Genomic DNA, 23,578 nt, shown 5'->3' on the forward strand with positions numbered 1-23,578 from the left:
ATTACGGAAATAGTAAAAAAGGGCTTAAGAATAGGTTTATGCAACATATTCTTATGTGAAATAAAAAATAGGAGGAACATAGATATGGCAAAAGTAAAGTTTTCAAAAATAATAGAAAATTATAATCTTAAAAATTATATACCGGAAATTGATACTAATAAGATAATGATAACAATTCCGGAAGTAAACAGACCGGCTTTGCAGTTAGCAGGATTCTTTAATCATTTTGATAAAGAACGTGTACAGATTATAGGAAATGTTGAGTGGGCATATATTTCAGAAATGACTCATGAGAAACGTATTGAAATGTATAACATGTTAATGACAAGCGGAATACCTTGTTTAGTAATATGTCAGGGAATTGAGCCGGATGAAGATTTGATTGAGGTAGGACGAAAGAATGGAGTACCTGTTTTATCAACAGATATGACAACGTCAAGTTTTTATGCTGATTTGACAAGATGGCTTAATGTAGAACTTGCACCTTGTATTTCAATTCACGGAGTTTTAGTTGATGTTTATGGTGAAGGTGTTTTGATTATGGGTGAAAGCGGAATTGGTAAAAGTGAAGCTGCCCTTGAACTTATTAAAAGAGGACATCGTCTTGTAACAGATGATGTTGTAGAAATAAGAAAGGTAAGTGAAGAAACATTAATTGGAACTTCACCTGATATAACAAAGCATTTTATTGAACTTCGAGGAATAGGTATTATTGATGTTAAGACTTTGTTCGGTGTTGAAAATGTTAAAGATACACAGAACATTGACATGGTAATAAAATTAGAAGAATGGAACAGAGAAAAAGAATATGACCGTTTAGGGTTAGAGGACCAGTATATTGAATTCCTTGGAAATCAGGTTGTATGTTACTCAATACCTATAAGACCGGGTAGAAACCTTGCGGTTATTGTAGAAGCAGCGGCAGTTAACCACAGACAGAAGAAGATGGGTTATAATGCAGCAAGAGAACTTTATAACAGAGTTCAGAATAACATTATGAAAAAAAGTGAAGAAGAAGATGATTAGGAGGAAAATAAAAAAATGAAGAATTATTGTTTTGGCATTGATGTGGGAGGAACAACAGTAAAGTTAGGACTTTTCAGCACAGCAGGAGAACTTTTAGACAAATGGGAAATTACTACAAGAACAGAGAACTTTGGTGAAAATATCCTCTCAGATATTTGCGAGGCAATGGAGGCTAAGTTAGCAGAAAAAGAAATAAGCCTTGATGATATCGAAGGCGTAGGAATCGGACTTCCGGGACCTATTACAAATGACGGAACAGTTCTTCAGTGTGTAAACCTCGGATGGGGAACATTTAATGTAGAAGAAAAGTTATCTGAAATGTTCAGAGGAATAAAGGTTAAGGCAGGAAATGACGCTAATGTTGCAGCTTTAGGAGAAGCATGGCAGGGTGGCGGAAAAGATTATGATGATATCGTAATGATTACACTTGGAACAGGTGTAGGCGGTGGAGTTATAATTAATGGAAAGATTCTCACAGGCTACAATGGTGGAGCAGGTGAAATTGGTCATATGCATGTAGATGATAATGAAACAGACAGCTGTAATTGTGGAAGAAAAGGATGCCTTGAACAGTTTACATCAGCAACAGGTGTTGTAAGACTTGCAAAACGCTTAATGAATAATACAGATAAAGAAACAAAGATGAGAGAATTTGGAGAAAACATCACAGCTAAAGATGTATTTGACCTTGCAAAAGAAGGAGATGCAGGAGCAAATGAAGTTGTTGAAACAATGGGTACATATCTTGGAACAGCAATGTCACATATCGCAGTAGTTGTAAATCCTCAGGCATTTATCATAGGTGGAGGTGTTAGTAAGGCAGGACAGTTCCTTATTGATGCTATTAAAGATAAATACCGTGAAACATGTTTTGCAGCATGTGGTGACGCAGCAGTACATCTTGCAACATTAGGAAATGACGCAGGAATGTATGGTGCAGCAGCAATGATATGTAAATAAATATCAGTTTTTATAAAGTAGATTTGTAGAAAATGTTAATCATAAATGTATTTTTTTGTGAATTTAACATATTTGCCTTTAAATCTAATATAGAAACATAATCAAAATAGTTGAATGGAGATTTTTTCAATGAATAAAAGTCTGGAAAACAGATTAAAATTAATTGCCGGTGATAGTAATGTGCGATGTGATGAACCGATGAGTTCACACTGCACATTTAGAGCCGGAGGAACTGCAAAATACTATGTAATCCCTGATGAATATAAAAAAGTCAGGGATGTTCTGCGTTTATGTGTAGAAGAAAATATTCCATATTATGTCATTGGAAATGGAAGTAATTTATTAGTACAGGATGATGGATTTGATGGTGTGATAATTGAAATTGATTCTGCATTAGCGAAAATAGAAATAAATGGAAATGAGATAGTTGCAAAGGCAGGAGCCAAATTATCTAAAATTGCAGTAAAGGCATTAAACGAAAGCCTGACAGGATTTGAATTTGCCCATGGAATTCCGGGAAACTTAGGTGGAGCGGTAACGATGAATGCCGGTGCATATGGTGGGGAAATGAAGGATGTTCTTAAGTGGGTTAAGGTACTTGATAATAATGGAGAAATGAAAACTCTTAAAGCAGAAGAACTAGAGTTAGGGTATAGAACAAGTATTATTGTAAAAGAAAAAATGATAGTACTTGAAGCATGCATTGAGTTGCACGAAGGCAACAGAGATGAAATAGAAATGCATATGAAAGAATTAATGGCTAAAAGAAAAGAAAAACAGCCTTTAGAATACCCAAGTGCCGGTAGTACATTTAAAAGACCGGAAGGATATTTTGCAGGCAAATTAATTCAGGATGCAGGATTAAAGGGCTACCGTGTAGGTGGTGCAATGGTATCTGAAAAACACAGTGGATTTGTAATTAATTATGATAATGCAACAGCAACAGATATCATTAATTTGATGAAAGATGTGAGAAAAAAAGTATACGAAGAATTTCAGGTGACTCTGGAACCGGAGGTTAAAATATTACCGGCTGTTAAATGGTAATAAAATGAAAGGACAATTATGAGATTTGTTATAGTTACAGGAATGTCAGGCTCAGGTAAGATAACAGCACTTAAAATCTTAGAAGACAGCGGCTATTATTGTGCAGATAATCTTCCTATAGAACTCATAGGAACGTTTGCTGATTTAGTTTATAGTCAGACGAGTGAAGTTAACAGAGTAGCCATAGGTGTGGACATTCGTAGTGGACAAAATTTGGGCAAAATAAATAAAGTTCTTGAGCAAATGAAAAATAAAGGTCAGGAATATGAAATTTTATTTTTAGACTGTAGTAAAGAAATGCTCATCAAGCGATTTAAAGAAACAAGAAGAGCTCATCCTATGGGTGAGAATAAAAGTGTTGCCCACGGCATAAAAGTTGAGCAGGAAAGGCTTGCTTTCTTGCGTGAGCAGGCGGATTACATCATAGATACAAGTAATCTGCTTGTAAGAGATTTGCGCGTAGAATTGGAAAAAATATTTGTTCAGAGTAAAGGGTACAAGAATCTGTTCATATCGGTATTGTCATTTGGTTTTAAACATGGAATACCGACAGATTGTGACTTAGTATTTGATGTAAGATTTTTGCCAAATCCATATTATGAACCGGAGCTTAAGCATAAAACAGGGCTCGACAGAGAGGTACAGGAATTTGTTTTAAATGCAGATGTAACTCAGGTATTTCTGGAAAAATTAATTGATATGGTAAGATTCCTTATTCCAAATTATATCGCAGAAGGAAAAAATCAGCTTGTAATTGGAATTGGATGTACAGGAGGACACCATCGTTCAGTAACAGTTGCAGGAGAGCTATATGCCGCACTTGATGTTGAAGACGCCCAATATGGAATAAAAATATCACACAGAGATATTAACAGATAGTTGTTTTAAAAACAAAAATAAAATAGCTGTTAAAAGACGGAGATATTTTAATGACAACATAATTAATAGATGTTAGCAGACAAGAACTTTTTAGTAGGAGTAAAAATGTCATTTTCAGGTGAAGTAAAAGAAGAATTATCGAGGCAAATGAGTAATGCACAGCATTGTAGAATTGCTGAAATTGCCGCGATTACAAGTATGTGCGGGAATGTAATTATTTCCTGGGATAACAAATATTCTATCAAGATGAGAACTGAAACATTGGCTGTTGCAAGGAAGTATGCAAATTTAATAAAAAAATCATTTAGAATAAAACCTGAAATTTCCATAAGGACAAGTGCATATTCTAATAAGTCAAGAACATATACTGTTAATATAAAGAATCATGAGGAAAGCCTTAAAATACTTCAGGCAACAAAATTAGTCAATAATGATGGTGATATTGAGGAAATATTGTCAGTACAAAATAATATAGTAATAATGAAGAATTGCTGTAAAAGGGCATTCCTTAGGGGAGCATTTATGGCAACAGGATCAATTAATGACCCTAACAAATCGTATCATTTTGAGATAGCATGCAATAATGAACTTAAGGCTAAACAGATACTGGATATACTGAATATTTTTAATATTGAGGGAAAAACGGTTGCAAGAAAGGGTAATTGTGTGGTATATATCAAAGAAGGCGAAGGCATAGTGGATGTTTTAAATGTTATGGAAGCACACGTTGCTCTTATGAAAATGGAGAATGTAAGGATTCTTAAAGGTATGAGCAACTATTATAACAGACAAGTTAATTGTGAAGCAGCCAATATTAAAAAAACAGTTAATACGGCATGCAGACAGATTGATGATATCCAATACATAATAGATAAAGCAGGCATAGATTATTTGCCGGGTAAACTTCAAGATATTGCCATGGTGAGACTGGAAAATCCGGACTCTTCATTGCAGGAACTTGGTGGATTGCTTGAGCCACCACTTGGAAAATCAGGAGTAAACCACAGATTACGCAAAATAAGCGAAATCGCAGACGATTTAAGAGGTAATACCCAGGGAGGATTAGATCAATGACGACAAAGGACATAACAATAGGAATTCAGACAGGATTGGAAGCAAGACCGGTAGCGGTATGTGTACAGGTGGCAAGTCAGTTTCAGAGCAAGATTTATGTAGAACATGGAAATGTTAAGGTAAATGCAAAGAGCATCATGGGAATGATGACATTAGGACTTGCATCAGGTGAAACAGTTACTGTAACAGCTGAAGGTGAGGATGAAGTTCAGGCTATTGACAAAATTGAAGAATATCTTAGCAATAATGCAGAGTAAGATGTATTAATATTAGGCAGGAAAATATAAATATATAAGAAAATTATTGGTAATAGGATAAATAAAAAGATGCTGTTGTGTTAAACGCGACAGCATCTTTTTATTTGAAAATTATAGCTCTTTGTCAAGCGTAGTGCTGTGCAAAAGTCACCTCGAAAATCGTTCCCCCAGTCTTGCCTGATTTGATACAAATACTGCCATCATGTACTCTAACGATTTCACGGACAAAAGCAAGACCTAGCCCTACGCCACCCAGCTCCCGGCTTCTGGATTTATCAACACGGAAGAATGGCTCGAACACTCTCTCCCTAAGCTCCTTTGGTATTCCGCTTCCCGTATCTTCTACAGACAGATAAACATGCTTGTTTCTCTGATATGCGGTTACTGTAACCTGTCCGAGTGGATGGTTATATTTGATGGCATTCTCAACCAGATTGTATACAAGCCTGTAAATAAGGATATCACTGCCTATCATAGTGGCATTCTCACATTTTCCAATCAGCTTTATATTCTTTTCCACAGCAAGAGGCTCAAGGTCTGCCAAAACCTCTTCAACAATAGCATCCAATATAATTTTATCATCCCTTCCCACCGTCTGAAGCTCACTCATGTCAAGAAGAGTCTTTACCATCCTGTTTAATTTATCATTTTGTTCCGTAACCATTTTTATGGTCTGCAAAGTGTCTGCATCATTTCCCGGGTGAGAGGCAGAATTATATAAATCAAGCTGTACCTGCATTAACGCTAATGGAGTACGCAACTCATGTGCTGCATTTGCAGTAAACTGTCTCTGTATCTCAAATGCTTCCGACAGACGCTCAAGCATCTTATTATAAGAAATACCCAGCTGGTTCAGTTCCTTAACATTGTTTTCCTCTATTCTTGAATCAGACAGATTCTGAGCCTGTACCTCTTCAATTTTATCTGAAAACTCCCTGATTGGTCTGAGTGCATGCCCGCTTATAAAATAAGTGACGGCACCCCCCAAAAGCGCCAGCAAAACCGTGATTATCAGACTGTTTCTTTTATAGTCGGCCTTATTATTGTACACCTGAACCGAAAATTCATCCGCAAACTCATCCCACTTATCGTCCGGTATGCTGATATATATTTCATCTGATTTGTTCCCTTTTTCATCCCCCTGTGACTCTACCGCATCCTGCAGAGAATCGATGTAATGCACACCATTTTTATAGACAAACATAGTCAGGCAGCCACATATAATAGCAATACACAATGTAGTAATGCACGTAAGTCTCCACTGTAGCGACATTCTTTTCATCTGTCAGACTCCTCCCGTATTTTATAGCCTTCACCTACCTTGTTCTGAATGGGATCATATCCCAGCTTCGCCTTAAGCTTTTTTCTAAGTGAAGACATATGTACCCTGATTGCTCCGCTAAAGCTGTCTGCCGTGGCATCCCACACATGCTCTATCAGCTCCTCCTGACTCACCGGTCTGCCTATATTGATAAGTAAATATTCCAAAATACCATTCTCTTTTCTTGTTAGTGGAACCGGCTCTTCCTTTGCATATGCCTCACGTTTAATCGTATCAAACTTTATTTCTCCGCATTTAAGACATATATCATTCTGTACAAATTTCCTTCTTGTCAGGCTTCTGATACGTGCCTCAAGCTCCTGCAGATGGAATGGTTTTTCCATGTAATCATTTGCTCCTGCATCCAGTCCCTCTACCTTATCAGCAATCTGACCTCTTGCAGATAATATCAAAACCTTAGTTTCATCATTGTATTTTCTAAGCTCCTTAAGAAGCTCCATGCCATCCATCCCCGGCAGATTCAAATCCAAAACTATCAGATCATAATTCTCCGACAGTATACATTCAAGAGCCTCTTTCCCATCATAACAGGTATCCACCTCATAGCCGGCAGCATACAGACTCTTTGCAACCATATCACATATTTGTTTCTCATCCTCAACAATTAATAATCTCAAAATGTTCTCCTACTTCTTAACAATAATTTTACAACCTATATTGTATAATACCAAAGTCAGCTGGTCAACAATACAACAAAAAAGGAGCAACATTATGTTGAAATACCAAAAAACATGTCAAATCATTCTGCTTATCCTTGGTGTATCCATGATAAGCTATGGTGCAGTCAGAGGTGAGGCGGCTACAGTGCTTGGTAAAGCAATAAAACTATGTCTGGAGTGTGTCGGAATTGGATAAGGAAAAGAAATTACTATCAAGAAAACTGGCAAAAATACGTGGCTGGATACAGGCCGCAGCAACGCTGCTGACCAATATTCATATTCCAAATTTATTTAAGGGTAAAATATATCAGGGCAATGCAAAAACAGTATGCGTACCCGGATTAAACTGCTACTCCTGCCCTGCCGCGACAGGAGCCTGTCCAATAGGGGCATTTCAGGCAGTTGTCGGATCATCAAAATTTAAGTTTTCATACTACATAACCGGATTTTTTATTTTACTAGGTGTAACTCTCGGCAGATTTATATGTGGTTTTTTGTGCCCATTTGGATGGTTTCAGGATTTACTTCATAAAATCCCCGGAAAGAAATTATCCACAGCCAAACTAAAGCCTCTTAGGTACCTAAAATATGTCATTCTTATTGTTTTCGTTATACTTCTTCCGATGCTTGTAACGAACTCTATAGGAATGGGAGACCCGTTCTTCTGCAAATATATCTGTCCTCAGGGTGTTTTAGAGGGTGCTATACCGTTATCTATTGGAAATGCTGCTATCCGTTCTGCACTGGGAAAGCTTTTTTCTTTCAAGTGTATGATTTTAATTGCAGTGATTGTACTAAGTATCTTATTTTACAGGCCCTTCTGTAAATGGATTTGTCCGCTTGGAGCAATCTACTCATTATTTAATAAGGTCAGCCTGCTCAAAATCACCGTTGATAGCAGCAAATGTGTCGGATGCGGTCAATGCTCAAAGGCATGTAAGATGGATGTGGATGTGTGTAAGACACCGGATCACCCCGAGTGCATACGCTGCGGTGCCTGCATAAAGGCCTGTCCGAAGGACGCCATCTGCTACCGGTTTATGGGAAAATCATGTCAAAAAAATGACAACAGATAGCTATTAAACATTTTACTATTATTTTAAAGGAGAAATTACTCATGAAAAACAAATTATTATTTATTTCTATTTTTACACTCTGCATAGCATTATCACTTACAGCATGTGGCTTAAAGCAAGCTTCCACAACAGATTCTAAGAACACTCAGACTGAAGCCGGCTCAGAAGCATCCGGCAAATCAGATTCCAGGCTTGATGATTTATATCAGCAGGAAAATCAGCTTTTTGCAGATCACGCTGATGTGTGGAACAAGGCATTTGGCATGATGAACAAAAGTGAAGCCGATCCAAACGGAAATTATGCTGATTATCTTGCCGGTACCGTAGAATCAAACAAGAATTCATTCACAGACGATGAGCTTAAAACACTTAATGAGGATATTGAAACCATACGAAAAATCGAGGAACAGATAGCAGAGCTTGAAAACAAAAATACATCATCAGACGATAACAAGAAGGATAGCTCTAAAGCCTCATCTGTATTCAGTGATTTTTCCGGTGAGGATTTTGATGGCAATAAGGTTGATGACAGCCTGTTTTCCGGTAATGCAGTAACAGTCGTCAATTTCTGGTTTACCGGCTGCAAACCATGTGTCGCTGAATTATCCAAGCTTAACGAATTAAATGATGCTATCAAATCAATGGGTGGAGAAGTTGTTGGCATCAACACTGAGACCTTCGATGGCAATAAAACAGCTATCAAAGAGGCTGCCTCTGTTCTTGAAAGCCAGGGTGTCAAATATCGTAATCTGTCAATTGACTCCTCTAGTGCTGCCGGTAAATATGCCTCAGAAATCATGGCCTTTCCAACAACTATACTTGTTGACAGAAATGGCAATATTGTAGGCGAACCAATGCTCGGCGGAATTGATAACAAGGACAACTATGATGCCCTTATGAAGCAGATTCAGTCTGTAATTGATGCAGACAGCACAAATAAATAGATGTCTACATATAAAAAGCTCCTGTGCATTGCACAGAGAGCTTTTTTTGAACATTACTATAATGTCAAGGAATCGCTCTTAATTGTCGTTGGGGAAAGAGTAATTATAAAGCGTTGAAATAAATCTCTTAATATAATAAAATCAAGATAAAAAAATATATAAAGGAGAGGGTGTTATGCATGTAAAGAAAATGATTGTATTCACAATGTTTATGCTTATGTCTGTGGGAATTTGTGGATACTCAAATGATACTAAACAACAGACGGTTAAGGAAGAAAAAGGCGTTGAAATAAATGCGGAAAATTTTCCTAGCGAATATGTAAGAGAATTAGTCAGCGAATCCTTTGATTCCAATAATGACAATCAATTGAGCCAAAATGAAATTGATGCAGTAACAGAATTATGGATAGATCCTGATGATACATATACTTATATGGATGGATTGGATAATAGTAATTACAAATATTCTGTTATTGACTGTAGAGGACTGGAAATATTTAAAAATGTAGAGAAAATAAGAATCTGTGCGGAGACTGTTGAACATAACGATGAACAAATAGAAAAATATGGCTTGTTAAATTTTGAAAAATTATATGAATTAGATAAAGTTAAAGAATTGTTTATATCAGGAGAAAAATATAAAGCAAAATATGAATTAAATCGCTTCCCAAATTTGGAAAAAGTACAATTGAACTATATTAAAAATTTAGATCAAATAAAATTTGGAGATAAAATAAAACAGATAAAATTTAATTCTGTATATACCGATAGTGTTATAGACCTTTCAAAAGTACATAGTTTAGAAAGATTTAAGGCAATAGGATTTAATTGTAATGGCATCGTGTATGGTAAAAATAAGAAACTTAAAAATATTTCCATGAAAGAAATAGGTAAAGGAATAAAAGAAATAGATGTATCAAAGTTAAAGAATTTAAGAAGACTTGAAGTATGGTACTCAAAATATTTAAAAAATATTAAAATTGGAAAAATAAAAAATATAGATTTATATGAATGCAAAGGAATAAAAGAATTAGATATATCGAAATGTGATAAATTGAAGAGAGTGACAGTAATAACTACGGGAATTGATAAAGTGCGAATGAGTAAAACGCCATCAATAAATCATTTATGTTTATCATTTAATAAAATAGAAAACATTGATTTAACAAATGCAAAAATTCATTCTCTTTCTTTGCAAGGAAATCCTATAAAAAACATAGATGTATCAAAGGCAAAGAAGATTGATAAGATATATGTAAAAAAATCTCAAAATGTAAAAAAAGGAGATAAACAACAAATTAAAATAATAAGGAGGTAGAATATGAGAAAAAAGCATCCGGTTTTTATATGCATTACTGTAATCAGTAAATAAGTATATAAAACCGGATGCTTTTTATAGAAGAATGTAAAAGTCTTATCCAAATTTTCTTTTGATTTCAGCTATAAAATCTTTCGGGTTAAAAGATTTACTTTCGGAGTTTGCGTTTCCTGAATTTCTTTTTGCTTCGTTCATTAATACGGTATGATTATCGATTGGCTCATTGCTTGTAATTATGGAACGGTATGTGCCGTCACTACGCATAATACGTGCCTTTGTGTTATCATCCTGCTGAACTTCGATAAAATGCATTATTTTTTCTTTTACATATTTATCTTTAATAGGGCAACCAACTTCTACACGCTTGTCCATATTTCTGGTCATAAAGTCGGCAGAGGAAATATACATAATTTCATCGTTCCCTGAACCAAATAAATATATTCGGGAGTGTTCTAAGTATCTTCCAACAATACTCTTTATAAAGATATTATCAGTTTTTCCTTCAACCTGAGGAAGAATGCAGCAAATACCACGAACAATCATCTGAATATTAACACCGGCAAGAGAAGCCTCAGCTAATTTATTAATAAGAGTCAGGTCAGATATTGAATTGAATTTAAGAAAAATACGTCCTTTTGTTCCTTTAGCAATTTCTCTATCAATAAGTTTAATAATTTCTGACTTCATTGAATTAGGGGCAACAAGCAAGGTGGAATAGTTTCCTTCAAGATTCCCAATTGCCATGTTTTTGAAAAATTCATTTGTGTCAGTTCCTATTTCCATGTCAGAGGTCATAAGTGAAAAATCAGTATATTGTTTTGATGTCTTTTCGTTGTAATTTCCGGTGCCTATCTGGGTAATATAGGAAATTTTCCCACGCTCTCTTCTTGTGATAAGGCAAACCTTTGAGTGAACTTTATAACCTTCAAATCCGTAAATTATACGGCAGCCTGCCTGTTCTAATCGCTGTGACCAGTCAATGTTATTTTGCTCATCAAATCTGGCACGTAATTCTATAAGTACAGTTACATCTTTATCATTTTCCGCAGCCGCACACAAATAGTCTACAATTTTGGCATTTTTTGCAAGGCGGTATATGGATATCTTTATTGAAATAACAGAGTTATCATAAGATGCCTCTTTAAGTAATTTTAAAAATGGGTCCATGCTTTCGTATGGGTATGATAAAAGCAAGTCTTTTTTCTGAAGCTGTTTGATTATGCTTTCATTTAATCTAATATCACTACTTGGCTGAGGTTCAAATGGTGGATAAATTAATTCGCTTTTTACACTGCCTGATATCTTATCTTCTAATCCGAATGCGTATGACATTGTTAAAGGCGAAGAAGTAATAAACACCTGAGCTTTAGTTAATTCAAGTTTCTCACATAGAAAGCGAAGAAAATTACCACTTATCTTATTCTTTAATTCAAGTCTTACAGGGGCAAGTCGTTTTCTTGAATTTAATAATTGCTGCATTGCATCACGAAAGTCTTCATCTACATCAAAAGCTTCATCTCCTGACGCAATATCAGCATTTCTTGTTACTGAAAATACAGTACTTTCTATAATTTTATATGAACTGAATATTGTATCAGCAAAATAAGAAACCACATCGCTTGTAAAAACATACCTTACATCTGCACCGGGCAGGAAAATTACTTCCGGAAGGGCAGTTGGAATTGGAATTATACCAAATAGTTCATTTTCCTTTTTTTCATCCGCATTAGTTAATGTAGCACCCACATATATATTTTTATTAACTAAAAATGGAAATGGATGGTGTGGGTCGATTATTTGAGGTGAAAGTATAGGATTAATCTGTGTCAAAAAATAGTTCTTAAGATATTTTAATTCCTTTTTCTCAATTTCATTCATTCTCAGACCGTGAACACCATAGGTTTTTAACTGCTCAGTAACATTTTCATAAATTTCATCTCTGAAATTAATTAATGGTTTTACAGCACGAAAAATGGCTTCAAGCTGTTCAGCGGGAGTCATTCCTGTTTTATTATCTTTATGATTGCTCTTAATCAGACTCAAATCATGAAGAGTACCAACACGAATCATAAAAAATTCATCAAGATTACTTGTAAAGATTGATATAAATTTAAGACGTTCTAATAAAGGTACTGTTTCGTCTGTAGCCTCGGATAAAACACGTTGGTTGAATCTTAGCCATGACAATTCTCTGTTTTGTGTATAATTTTGTAAATTCTCTTTCATTCAAATCTCCTTAATTAATGGTTATCTTATGGTTTTGAGACTGCTGCAGGTGGTAGGCTCGTAAGCATTTTTTTGCAAATTGATACACAGCCCACACGTAAAAGTGTAATTACTTACAAATTTTTACTTTCTAGTATATTTAGAAGATAGCCTTCGCGTACACCATATGGGCTAACGGTAAAATTAGTGCATCCATAATGTTTTGCAACTGAATTGATTATTGCAATTCCGGGAATTATAGTGTGGATACGTCCGGGAGTTGCCTTAATGATTGCGGATACCAATTTAGACTTGTCTTTCTTTGCCAATTTCAAAATTTTATTTAAACGTTTGCATTCAAAGCCTGTATATCCTGAATTCTCATTAAAAAGTTCATCGCTTAATTTACAACAGGCACGTGCAGAACCACCTACTCCGAATAAAACAGTCGAGTTAATGGTTTCAGACGAAAGAGGTAGTGTATTAAGTATTTCACTTACATGATTATTGATATTTTTGATTTCTGATTTAGTAGGAATAATATCTTCAACGTAATTTGTGTACATATTTAATGAACCAACAGGTATTGAACATGTAGACAATAATGTGCCGTTTTCAAAATAAACAAGTTCAGTACTTCCTCCACCTACATCAACTAATAAGCCGTTTCCGGATGAAATGCTTTTCATTGTACCATAGTAGTCGTACAAAGCTTCTTCTTTGCCGGAAATGATTTCAATATCAAAACTACAATGTTTTTTTATTTCAGCTAAAACTTCTTCTGAGTTACTGATATTTCGTAATGAAGCGGTTGCAAATGCGTGAACTTCTTTTACATCCACACTTTCCAAAATGGTTTCAAATTTGCTTAAAGCTTCAATGGCTTTTAAAATACCTTTTTTCGAAAGCATATTGTTATTGTCAATATAACCGGCAAGCCCGGCAGGAATTTTAGAATTAAGCATTTGTTGAATCTCATTGTCTATTACTTTATATAAAACCATTCGTATTGTATTTGAACCAATATCTATAATTGCGTACATATAAACCTCCAAAAAATCTGATTTAATTAAAAAGAAATTGCAAATTAATTAGCAAAATTTATGTAATTAATAGGAGAACATTAGTTTAAATATTTTATTGATAGTATTTACATATATAAGAAATTATAAACAGTCAAAGTAAAATCTAAATATGACCAATGTATATTGTGCATAAAATTAATAAGTAACATAAATCATAGGCGAAAGTGAATAAAAATATTTTTGTTTAGAGAAATTATTTAGTAAAATCCAATAAAAAATTACGCGAAAAATTCAATAAAAAACAAAATTGAAAACAACAAAATACAATAAATGCCAAAAATAGAAAAGAAATTAAAAAATAATGTTACCATAATAAAATTTGAACCCTTTTTTTTAGTAAAATAAAAAGGTAAAAATAGTATATAAGAAAAAGTACTTATCGCGATTGAGAAGCGATATCACAAAAAAATAAAAATATTTTTAGGAGGGTTTTATGAGAACATTGAACCGTTTTGCACCAGGATTCAAAAGAATTATGGTTGCAGTCTTAGCTATTGCTATGCTCGTATCTTCAGTTTCATTTTCAAAAGGTACAAATGCAAAAGCAGCAGCATCAACTATTGGAAGCGCAGAAGACTATTCTGTAACAGCAACGGACGTATCAGACAGTCTTTGCAGAATCACATTTACACCAACAAATCCGGCAGCTTATGTAATTATTCATTACAAAGTTAACGATGGAGAGCAGGTTAATGTTGGAATGAACGCTAAGGGTTCATGTTTCGAATACGATATCAACAATGTTAAAAAAGGTGATAAAATCGATTGCTCATTTACATATAACAAAGGTGGACTTCAGTATGATTCATCAATGATGACATACACAACAGGATCAGCTCCTGTAACAGATACAAGTATTGAAGCACCATTTGGTTTAGTAGTTGCAAGTCCTGCAAATGGAGAAATCAGTGTAGTATGGGGAAGAGGAAACGTTGACTCATATAATGTTTACATTGACAATGCATTAGTAGGAAGCAAGTTGGGATGTGGATATTATGTTTATAAAGGATATGCAGCAGGCACTCATACAGTAAAAGTTACTACAGTAAGTGGTAATAAAGAATCAGCAGCTGCAACAGCTAGCGTAAATGTTACAGGTTCTGTTGCCCCAACAACAAAGGCACCTGAAACAACAACAAAAGCGCCACAGACAACAAAGGCACCTGAAACTACAACAAAGGCGCCACAGACAACAAAGGCACCTACATCAAATATTGAAGCACCATTTGGATTAGTAGTAGGAAATCCTGAAGCAGGAAAAATCAGTGTAGTATGGGGAAGAGGAAATATTGACTCATACAATGTTTACATTGATGGTAAGAGAGTAGCATCAGCTGTAGGTTGCGGATATTATGTATATGAAGGATATGCAGCAGGAAGTCATACAGTAGCAATTACTACAACAAAGAACGGAAATGAATCAGCACAGACTACAATGACAGTAAATGTTGCACAGTCAGCAGTTGCCCCAACAACAAAAGCACCAGAAACAACAACAAAGGTACCACAGACAACAAAGGCACCTGAAACTACAACAAAGACACCACAGACAACAGAAGCAATTGGGGTTGACTCAAGTCTTCCTGCACCATTTGGTTTGGTTGCTTCATCACCTGTAAATAATCAGATTACAGTAGTATGGGGATATGGAACAATTAACTCATACAATGTATATGTAGATGATACAAGAGTTGCAAAGAAAGTAGGATGTGGCTCATACAAGTTTAAAAATATCGTAGCAGGAACACACACAGTTTCAGTTGCTACATATAAAGATGGAAAAGAATCAGCAAAAGTAAGCGTAACAGTAACAGTTAACGGTTTAACTGAAATTGCTACAACAGCTCCGGCTGAAAAACCAACATACAGTGAAGCAATTCCTGAAACAAGAGCAGACTTAAAAGCAAACGAAGACAGAATGTATTTCCAGATGAACAATAAGACAAAAGGTCAGTATTCAGATGATCAGGTTTATTGGTGCATACTTGGAAAGAATCCAAAAACACATGAATTATGTTATGTTGATACAAATGGAAATTTAATTCCTGTAAGCTTATCAATGAATACAGTTAAAAAGGGAGACAGAATGTGTGCAAATATCTGCAACACATTAGCTCAGAAAGATTATGTTTATATGCCTGACATTGAATCAGGAAGAATGTACTTAAGCTATGGTTCACCTGTTTATATTACAATTAACCAGGGTGCAGATGGAAATATGGGATTTGCAGGACCTGACCTTAACAATGCATCAGACCCTAATGCAGATGTATTATTTGAATTTATTGAATTTACAATTACAAACAAAGAATACTGGGGCAACACATCAAGAGTAGATTTCTACAGCTTCCCAATGGCTACAAGATTAATTGGTGAAGGCGGATGGAACAACTTCCCTGGTGATGCAGATGTTTACGATAAGACAGTAGGTGATTTAGGAACAAGAGCAGAAATGTTTGCAGCATTTAAAAATGAAGTACCTGCAGCATTCCAGACATTACTTACAGATAAGAGAATCATGGCACCATGTAAACTTACATTTAACGAAGGAAAGCAGTATTCAAATTATTTTGATAACTATATCAATAAATTCTGGTCAAAATATTCTACACAGGATTTAGTATTCTCATGTGATGCCGGAACATTCAGAGGACGTGTACATGGAGATACAATGGTATTTACAAAAGACGGTGTTGGTGGAACATACACAATTTACAAGCCAACAACTCAGGATGTATTAGAAGGAAAAGGCAACATGGCAAGAGGTAACTCAACAGAATTAGTTATCGAAGCACAGCTTTGCGCAGCATTTAACAGAGGTGTTGCAACAGAACCTGAAAATTATGATAATGAAAGTGCTTACTATAAGAATAGCAATTCAAATTTCTATTCAGGATTCTTCCACAATCATTCATTTGACAGACTTGCATATGGCTTCTGTTATGATGATGTAAATGACCACAGTACATTATTACATTACACAAATCCAACAGGATTAATCATTGACCTTAAATGGTAAAAAATTAATAAACTGTAAAAGGTAATAGAAATAAAAGACGTTGTTCTTACAATGAAAATTGTAAGGATGACGTCTTTTATATAATAAATAATTGTTAGATTTGCATCTATAAATAAATATATAAAGTAATCGGAGTTGTATATAAATATATTGATACAATATTAAAAATTTATTAATATAAAAAATATGTAGACAAAACATAAACAATGTATTACTATACAAAATAGTTAAACGATAATGTTTAAACAAAAAAGAAAAAAGGAGAAGATGGGATAGAGGGGTTTTAACCATTTTCAAATTTGTTTTCTTTAGTTATTGGTATGAGTAGTAGTAAAAACTTAAGAAAATATTTATAATGAAAAAATTCTAATATTCTGTAAAAAAGTATGAACAAATTATTTAAGAAAATGATTGCATTTATTCTTATATTTGCAATTATGACAACAAGTATCAATTTATCTGTATTCGCAGATATAGTCTCAGGACCGATTATGTATAACAATACTTCTTATGACACAATTGAGGAAGCTGTAAATAAGGCAACAGAAGATGGAGATGAAAATCCGGTAATTTATCTGAAAAGAAATATTGAATTTGGTGGGAGTGTAACACTTTCAGAAAATCAACATATGACAATTAGTTCGAATGATGAAAATAAAGTTGTGATAAGTTTTACATGTAATACAACAAAGTCAGATACGTTTTTCACAGTACCGGAAACAGCAAATTTAACATTTCAAAATATTGATGTAGAAGGAAATAGAGTTAAAACTACACAGGAAGATGGAAAAGTAAAATATGAAAATAAATATGCGGCGAACAAGAGCTTTATTATTGTAAAAGGAAAGGTAGTTCTAAATAATACAATATTTAGGAATTTTTCAGTAAATGATGATAAATCTATTTTTGAATTGAATAATGGTGCGTTAGAAATGGATAAGAACTCTGGAATTACAGAATGTGATAATCAGGGGATTTATGCAAGCAATGCTCTGATCAGAGTATATAATAAGGGCAATATAACTGGTGGAACAGTTTCAAATGTTAGAGGGTGGTATGATATTGGAGTAGGATGTGTTTTCTATTCTAATGATTTATTGGAAGTAAGTGATGTAAATATTAGTAATGTTGTAATAAGAGTTGCAAGAGCCAAGGAATTCACAATGAATAATTGTGATATTAGTGAGATATATTCATATGGTGAAGCGATAGATGCAGAAAAATTATATATTAAAAATTCAAAGTTTTATCATAATGGTTCTCATTACGGAACAAGTACATTAGCATTTGATTATGGTGAGATTATAAATACATCATTTGAAAAGGAATATGTAAGATATGGTTGGACAAATATTTTAGTAAGAAAAAGAGCAGTTATGGCTGGTGTAAAGTTTGTTAATAACAGGAACGATATTAAGATTGAAAAGAATGCTTCGGTTATTGTTAAAGAAGGAAAGATAGATAGTGAAAAATTTGGCAAGGATATTGAAGTAAATTCAAATGAATTTAGCGGTAATTCAATGTGTGCATTTTTTGTTGATAGTACAGCAACACTTATTGTTGAAGAAGGAACGTTTAGTGGGAACAATAATGATATGGGTGGTGCAATTAATAATCAGGGTAATACAATATTAAAAAAAGTATCTATTTTTGATAATAAGGCTAGGAATAGTAATGATAAGAATGTTAATAAGGTTACATATGGAAACGGAATTTATAATAATGGCACATTAGAGGTATATAGCTTAGCAAACATTCAGGATCAGATTATGCTTGGAGAAGGTAAAATAGTTACCGTTAAAGAAAAACTTATGTATCCTATAGATATTGTTGTAGAGGAGATAATTGGAGATGAATTTAGAGCTATTGCGCAATATGAGACGGAAGAATCAGAGGCAGATGCTTATATAAATGCTACAGAAGCTATATGGAAATTATCATCAGTAACAGACGATAAGCAGGATAATATTACAGCCAGTGGAAACAGAATTGGATTAGTTAGTGAAATTAATACACAGAATATTAAGTGTGTTGACAATAATAATCAACCTATAGAAGGAGTGAATTTTACTCTTTGGAAAGTAATTAATGGAAGAAAATATAAAATGGGAATTACGGGGGCTACAAATGAAGATGGCATACTCGAAATTGTACGTTTGCAAAAAGGAGATTATTCAGTAACATTAGATAAATATCCTGATGGATATTATCCAAATGAAAAAATAGATTATTTATTTACTACATCAAATGATAATACAGTAAAAATTATAAATCTTGGAGAGTTTAATGCAGAACCGACAGCGATTATTACATTAGATAAGGAAAAGTTTGAAGTAGGTGAGACAGTAAACTTTTCAGCTGCTGAATCTTATGATGATCATACTGATAAAGAAAATCTTAAATACTCATGGGATTTTGGGGATGGAAAGAAATCTGGCAGCTTAGAAGCAACACATAAATATTATTTGCCGGGAACTTATGTTGTTATATTAACAATTACAGATGAAAAAGGAAGAACAAATACTGCTGTACAGGAGATAGAAGTAGAGGGCTCTGATACATATAGAAAATTAAAAGTAAGGGTTGAATCGACGGAAACAGGTGAATTGCTTACGGGAGTTGACATATATGTGTTAAATGACAATAATGAAGCAATTTGGAAAAATTCTAATAAAACAGGTATATTAGAAGTTTATTTATTACCTGGAGAATCATATAGTGTATATGCAGAGGATAAAAATGAAAGGTATTTGCCACGTCAGTCAAAAGTGATAATGGGTGAAGAGGATAAGGAAATAGTATTATATCTTAGCACTAATGATACAGTAAAAGGTAAAGTTACTGCTTCTGAAATGACATATGGAGAGATTAAAGAAGCAGGAATTGACATGGACTGTGATGATAACCAAAGGATTATCAAGTATGAAGTAACTTTAGTATTTGGTCCTAAAGCATCTCAAACATCAGATGTGCGTAGTTGGGAAATTTATTCAGAAGAGGTTTCAGGTGACATAAAAATTAAAGCAAAATCAGAAACTACTTCCGGAGAATTTAAAATCAATACATATATAAAAGGAAATTCAGTCTTTTTCTTAATTGTTGATGGAACTACTAAATATTTGTGTGATATGTTTCATGTGCAATTAGTGGTGTTTAATACTTCAACACAGGAATTTATTACTGATTGCGAAGCAAAATTATGTCTGCCGGATGGATTAGCACTTGCAAAAATGATTGAAGGAAAATCTAATGAAGCAATTAAAAAAATTGGAAGGATTGATAAATCTAGTGAGGCTTGTGCTGATTGGTATGTAAGAGGGGAGAAAAACGGAGATTATAAGGTGTCGACGATTGTAACCGGAAAGATGGATGATGGGACAGGCGAGACGGAACCATATGAATTTATTCATCAGTTTGAATCTCAAGACATTCTTCATGTAACAGGAGAGGCAGCTTTGGAACTGAAGATTGCAGCTAATTCTATTGCATTTTCCGGAAAAGCATATCCTATTAGAATGACATATACAAATGTTTCAGATAAAACTTTATATGGATTGAAGTTTTTCTTTGATAGGGAAGAACAAAAGGCTATTGATGGAACAATATATTTAGAAGAGTATGATACGACACATAAAGTAGTAAACCATCCAGTAGAGAAAATAGAAGGAAAAAATGGTATTTTTTGTGAACGTTTATTACCAGAAGAATCATTTACAATTACATATGTAACAACTATTGAATTCTCTAAATTAAAATCATATTTAAGTGGTATTGTGACAAGAGTTTTAGAAGGTTCAAGTACAACATTTAGAAGCACTTCGTATGAAATTATAGAGGTTCCGGATTATGATAATGATTGGAATATTTGGAAAAATTCAATTGAACATTATGTAGGAGAACCAGTAAATTTGTATACTGGTGGATTTACATATAAATATACAGATATAATTGCAAGGGGAAGACATGAATTAACATTTGAAAGAAATTATGATTCCAGAAGAAAAGTTGATAATGGACTTGGCATAGGATGGTCATCAACATATGATTATGTACTAACAGATGATAGTGAAAACGATGAAATAACTGTTAGTTATCCAAATGGAGAAAAATATATATTTTTTAATCCAAACGATAATGGAATATATGAATCTTATGGTATGTGTGGAAAAACGCTTAAAAAGAATAATAAAGAATATATATTAACTGATGTAGCAAATAAATTAAAATTTGATTGTAATGGTAAGTTGATTTCTATTATAGAGAGTGATGGTTGGGAGACTGTATTAACATATAATAACGGATTGTTGGAAAATGTATCAAGTGATGCAGGCGAGATGAAATTTATTTGGGAAAGCACAGGATATAATGGCGATAATGAAGAAGTGGGTAAGAGTAACACAAATTCATTAGAGGATATTATTAAGAATTATGATCCTGCAAAAATTGAATGGGATGCAAATAAAATAAAAGTCACTCCGAAAAAAATAGAAAATCATATTAAAACGATTAACATCAATGGAGAAAATATCACATTCACTTATAATGGGGATAATCTAGATACAGTTACAAATCTTGATAAAGATACTATGTCATTTAGTTATGATGATAATTATAATCTTATTAGTATAAAAGATTTTGAAAACGTTGAAACTATAAAAAATATTTATGATAGAAAGTGTAGAGTGACTAGTCAGGTATCAAAGGATGAAGGAACATTCACATATACTTATGATGATGAAAAATATAGAAATATATGTAAAGGGGATAATGGATATAAAAATACTGTTGAATATGATGAAAATGGAGCAATCATTCGCGAAATTGCAGGTGATATAACTGAATATACATATAATGGATATGGAAAAGTTGTAGGAGCAAAAGATTCAGATGGTATTGTATATACAGCATATGATAATAACGGAAATATTGTAAAAATGGTATATCAGGATGGAACATATGAAGAGTATACTTATCAAAATAATTTGATGACATCATATACAAACAGAAATGGTGAAATGCAGAAATATGTTTATTCAAATGAAGGACTTTTACTTAAACTCATAGATGCTAATAATAATAGCATATCTTATGAGTATGATGTAAAAGGAAATCTGGTTAAAGAAAAAACAAGTGAAGGCATCGTTATTAAATATACTTATAACAAAGCAGGATTGGTGGCAACAAAGACGGACGGTAATGGAAACGTTATCAGATATACATATGATGATTTTGGGAGGACTGTCAAAGAAACTGATAATGATGGTAATGCAAAAGAGTATACATATTCGAGAGCAGGTAAAGTTTTAAGTGAATCTGATGAAAACAAAAATACTATTAAATATAAAGTAAACAAAAATGGATTTATAACAGAAACTGTAGATACTTGTGGCAATTCTGAAAAAACAACATATAATGCACAGAGCAAGATAACAACAGTTAAATCAAAAGCCGGTTATGAAACAAAGTATGTTTATGATAAAATGGGAAATGTTACATCAGAAACAGATGCGCTTGGTAATAAAGTGAAATACACATATGATTCTTACGGAAATGTGACATCAAGAGTTGATGAAAATGATAATATATGGATGTATTCCTATGATAAGAAAGGGAGACTTAAGTCAATATCAGATCCTTATGAAAATAAAGATACATATATATATGATGACAATGGTTGGTTAATATCAAAGAAAGATGCTAACGGAAATAGCTATTCATATGAATATGATGGAACTGGCAAGGTATTGGCTGAAATTGATGAAGAAGGTAACAGAAAAACATATAACTATGATAGTAATGGCAATTTAATTACAGAGACGGATTTTAACAACAACGTTACTGTTTATACATATGATGGAGATAATAGATTAAAGAAACTAGAAACAGATAAGTGCATAACAAAATATACATATGATAATTGTAATAATGTGATTGCCATTGAAAAAGTAGATAATTCAAAAGAAAATGATAAAGTATCGAAAATATTATATACTTATGATTTCGCCGGTAGAGTGACAAGCTTTACAAATGCTAATAATAGTGCAAAGGGAAGTGATAAAGTATTATATACATATGATAAGGCAGGAAATCTTGCAACTGTAACAAAACAGAATGGGACAATAGATGCCGGAACAATTACATACACATATGATGGAAACAATAATCTTGTTTCATTAAAGAATGAAAGAGGATATGAGGAAAAATATGTCTATGATGAGCAAAGCCGATTGGTAAGTAAAACGGATGCAAATGGCGAAGTTTCATTATATGAATATGATTGTGATGACAATCTTACATTTGAATGTAAACCAAACAATTATTCTGAAAAATACGAATATGATGCAGTTGGTAAAGTTAAAAAAATGACATACGCCGAGGGAAAGGGTGAAAATTATTTACCGTATGCTGATTATTTATATGAGTATGATAAAGCAGGACGTTTAATTAGCGAAAAGGCTAAGGATAGTGAGTCCAAGTCGACAGTCGAGTTGGGACACTATACATACGATAAAGCAGGTAATGTGAAAACCATAACAGATGGATTAGGTAATGAAACATCATATGAATATAATAAGCGTGGAGATGTTACTGCTTATAAAGATGGAAATGGAAATGTTACAAGATATAGCTACGATGGAAATGGTAACATTATAAAAAAGTAGAGGCAAATAATAATGAGATTACTTT

Annotated in this window: 16 protein-coding genes; 12 read left to right on the forward strand and 4 right to left on the reverse strand. The window is 33.6% G+C overall.

Annotation, left to right across the window (positions count from 1 at the left end; all coding sequences use genetic code 11):
- Positions 1-84: 84 nt before the first annotated feature.
- From hprK to DWX29_RS00915, 6 genes are all read left to right on the forward strand, one after another.
- Positions 85-1,026 carry an HPr(Ser) kinase/phosphatase gene (hprK, locus tag DWX29_RS00890; RefSeq protein ID WP_022088880.1) on the forward strand — a complete coding sequence of 314 codons (942 nt, stop codon included), beginning with the start codon at positions 85-87 and terminating at the stop codon, positions 1,024-1,026.
- A gap of 15 nt (positions 1,027-1,041) precedes the next feature.
- A complete protein-coding gene (locus DWX29_RS00895; protein WP_117908383.1) occupies positions 1,042-1,986 on the forward strand; it encodes an ROK family glucokinase in 945 nt (314 codons plus the stop codon).
- Between the two features lie 129 nt (positions 1,987-2,115).
- A complete protein-coding gene (murB, locus tag DWX29_RS00900) occupies positions 2,116-3,033 on the forward strand; it encodes a UDP-N-acetylmuramate dehydrogenase (RefSeq protein WP_022088882.1) in 918 nt (305 codons plus the stop codon).
- Between the two features lie 18 nt (positions 3,034-3,051).
- Positions 3,052-3,912: an RNase adapter RapZ gene (gene rapZ, locus DWX29_RS00905; RefSeq protein ID WP_022088883.1), complete on the forward strand. Its 861-nt coding sequence runs from the start codon at positions 3,052-3,054 to the stop codon at positions 3,910-3,912.
- Between the two features lie 105 nt (positions 3,913-4,017).
- Positions 4,018-4,986: a DNA-binding protein WhiA gene (gene whiA, locus DWX29_RS00910; protein WP_118565027.1), complete on the forward strand. Its 969-nt coding sequence runs from the start codon at positions 4,018-4,020 to the stop codon at positions 4,984-4,986.
- Positions 4,983-5,243, forward strand: coding sequence for an HPr family phosphocarrier protein (locus DWX29_RS00915; RefSeq protein WP_118564958.1), 261 nt, complete (start codon positions 4,983-4,985; stop codon positions 5,241-5,243). The genes whiA and DWX29_RS00915 overlap by 4 nt, the downstream gene beginning before the upstream one ends.
- Positions 5,244-5,367: 124 nt before the next feature.
- On the opposite strand, the gene DWX29_RS00920 is transcribed toward DWX29_RS00915, so the two are convergent.
- Positions 5,368-6,525 carry a HAMP domain-containing sensor histidine kinase gene (locus DWX29_RS00920; protein ID WP_117908385.1) on the reverse strand — a complete coding sequence of 386 codons (1,158 nt, stop codon included), beginning with the start codon at positions 6,523-6,525 and terminating at the stop codon, positions 5,368-5,370.
- Positions 6,522-7,202 (reverse strand): response regulator transcription factor, encoded by a 681-nt coding sequence (locus DWX29_RS00925; protein WP_022024520.1) that lies wholly within the window; start codon positions 7,200-7,202, stop codon positions 6,522-6,524. Before DWX29_RS00925 ends, DWX29_RS00920 begins: the two co-directional genes overlap by 4 nt.
- A 94-nt stretch (positions 7,203-7,296) precedes the next feature.
- Here DWX29_RS00925 and DWX29_RS00930 point away from each other — a divergent pair, with 94 nt between their 5' ends.
- From DWX29_RS00930 to DWX29_RS00945, 4 genes are all read left to right on the forward strand, one after another.
- A complete protein-coding gene (locus DWX29_RS00930; RefSeq protein ID WP_009263530.1) occupies positions 7,297-7,440 on the forward strand; it encodes a CD1871A family CXXC motif-containing protein in 144 nt (47 codons plus the stop codon).
- Complete coding sequence (locus DWX29_RS00935) at positions 7,433-8,320, forward strand: 4Fe-4S binding protein (protein ID WP_009263529.1); 888 nt, start codon at positions 7,433-7,435, stop codon at positions 8,318-8,320. Before DWX29_RS00930 ends, DWX29_RS00935 begins: the two co-directional genes overlap by 8 nt.
- A gap of 41 nt (positions 8,321-8,361) precedes the next feature.
- Positions 8,362-9,264: a TlpA disulfide reductase family protein gene (locus tag DWX29_RS00940; protein ID WP_118564959.1), complete on the forward strand. Its 903-nt coding sequence runs from the start codon at positions 8,362-8,364 to the stop codon at positions 9,262-9,264.
- 175 nt (positions 9,265-9,439) lie between these two features.
- Positions 9,440-10,582 (forward strand): hypothetical protein, encoded by a 1,143-nt coding sequence (locus tag DWX29_RS00945; RefSeq protein WP_118564960.1) that lies wholly within the window; start codon positions 9,440-9,442, stop codon positions 10,580-10,582.
- A 96-nt stretch (positions 10,583-10,678) separates the two neighbouring features.
- On the opposite strand, the gene ppk1 is transcribed toward DWX29_RS00945, so the two are convergent.
- Positions 10,679-12,808: a polyphosphate kinase 1 gene (ppk1, locus tag DWX29_RS00950; RefSeq protein ID WP_118564961.1), complete on the reverse strand. Its 2,130-nt coding sequence runs from the start codon at positions 12,806-12,808 to the stop codon at positions 10,679-10,681.
- Between the two features lie 113 nt (positions 12,809-12,921).
- Positions 12,922-13,830 (reverse strand): phosphatase, encoded by a 909-nt coding sequence (locus DWX29_RS00955; protein WP_118564962.1) that lies wholly within the window; start codon positions 13,828-13,830, stop codon positions 12,922-12,924.
- A gap of 475 nt (positions 13,831-14,305) precedes the next feature.
- Here DWX29_RS00955 and DWX29_RS00960 point away from each other — a divergent pair, with 475 nt between their 5' ends.
- The gene (locus DWX29_RS00960) at positions 14,306-16,891 is read left to right on the forward strand and encodes a beta-1,3-glucanase family protein (RefSeq protein WP_118564963.1); all 2,586 of its coding nucleotides are present in this window, start codon (positions 14,306-14,308) and stop codon (positions 16,889-16,891) included.
- Between the two features lie 386 nt (positions 16,892-17,277).
- Complete coding sequence (locus DWX29_RS00965) at positions 17,278-23,553, forward strand: PKD domain-containing protein (RefSeq protein WP_118564964.1); 6,276 nt, start codon at positions 17,278-17,280, stop codon at positions 23,551-23,553.
- Positions 23,554-23,578 lie beyond the last annotated feature (25 nt).

This window comes from Eubacterium sp. AF19-12LB (assembly GCF_003479125.1).
Taxonomy (GTDB): Bacteria; Bacillota; Clostridia; order Lachnospirales; family Lachnospiraceae; genus Eubacterium_U; species Eubacterium_U album.

Coding starts and splice junctions, on each gene's coding strand:
- DWX29_RS00955 (WP_118564962.1), bottom strand. CDS start 13,830: ATGTACGCAATTATAGATATTGGTTCAAATACAATACGAATGGTTTTA.
- DWX29_RS00940 (WP_118564959.1), top strand. CDS start 8,362: ATGAAAAACAAATTATTATTTATTTCTATTTTTACACTCTGCATAGCA.
- DWX29_RS00915 (WP_118564958.1), top strand. CDS start 4,983: ATGACGACAAAGGACATAACAATAGGAATTCAGACAGGATTGGAAGCA.
- DWX29_RS00930 (WP_009263530.1), top strand. CDS start 7,297: ATGTTGAAATACCAAAAAACATGTCAAATCATTCTGCTTATCCTTGGT.
- rapZ (WP_022088883.1), top strand. CDS start 3,052: ATGAGATTTGTTATAGTTACAGGAATGTCAGGCTCAGGTAAGATAACA.
- murB (WP_022088882.1), top strand. CDS start 2,116: ATGAATAAAAGTCTGGAAAACAGATTAAAATTAATTGCCGGTGATAGT.
- whiA (WP_118565027.1), top strand. CDS start 4,018: ATGTCATTTTCAGGTGAAGTAAAAGAAGAATTATCGAGGCAAATGAGT.
- DWX29_RS00920 (WP_117908385.1), bottom strand. CDS start 6,525: ATGAAAAGAATGTCGCTACAGTGGAGACTTACGTGCATTACTACATTG.
- hprK (WP_022088880.1), top strand. CDS start 85: ATGGCAAAAGTAAAGTTTTCAAAAATAATAGAAAATTATAATCTTAAA.
- DWX29_RS00965 (WP_118564964.1), top strand. CDS start 17,278: ATGAACAAATTATTTAAGAAAATGATTGCATTTATTCTTATATTTGCA.
- DWX29_RS00895 (WP_117908383.1), top strand. CDS start 1,042: ATGAAGAATTATTGTTTTGGCATTGATGTGGGAGGAACAACAGTAAAG.
- DWX29_RS00945 (WP_118564960.1), top strand. CDS start 9,440: ATGCATGTAAAGAAAATGATTGTATTCACAATGTTTATGCTTATGTCT.
- ppk1 (WP_118564961.1), bottom strand. CDS start 12,808: ATGAAAGAGAATTTACAAAATTATACACAAAACAGAGAATTGTCATGG.
- DWX29_RS00960 (WP_118564963.1), top strand. CDS start 14,306: ATGAGAACATTGAACCGTTTTGCACCAGGATTCAAAAGAATTATGGTT.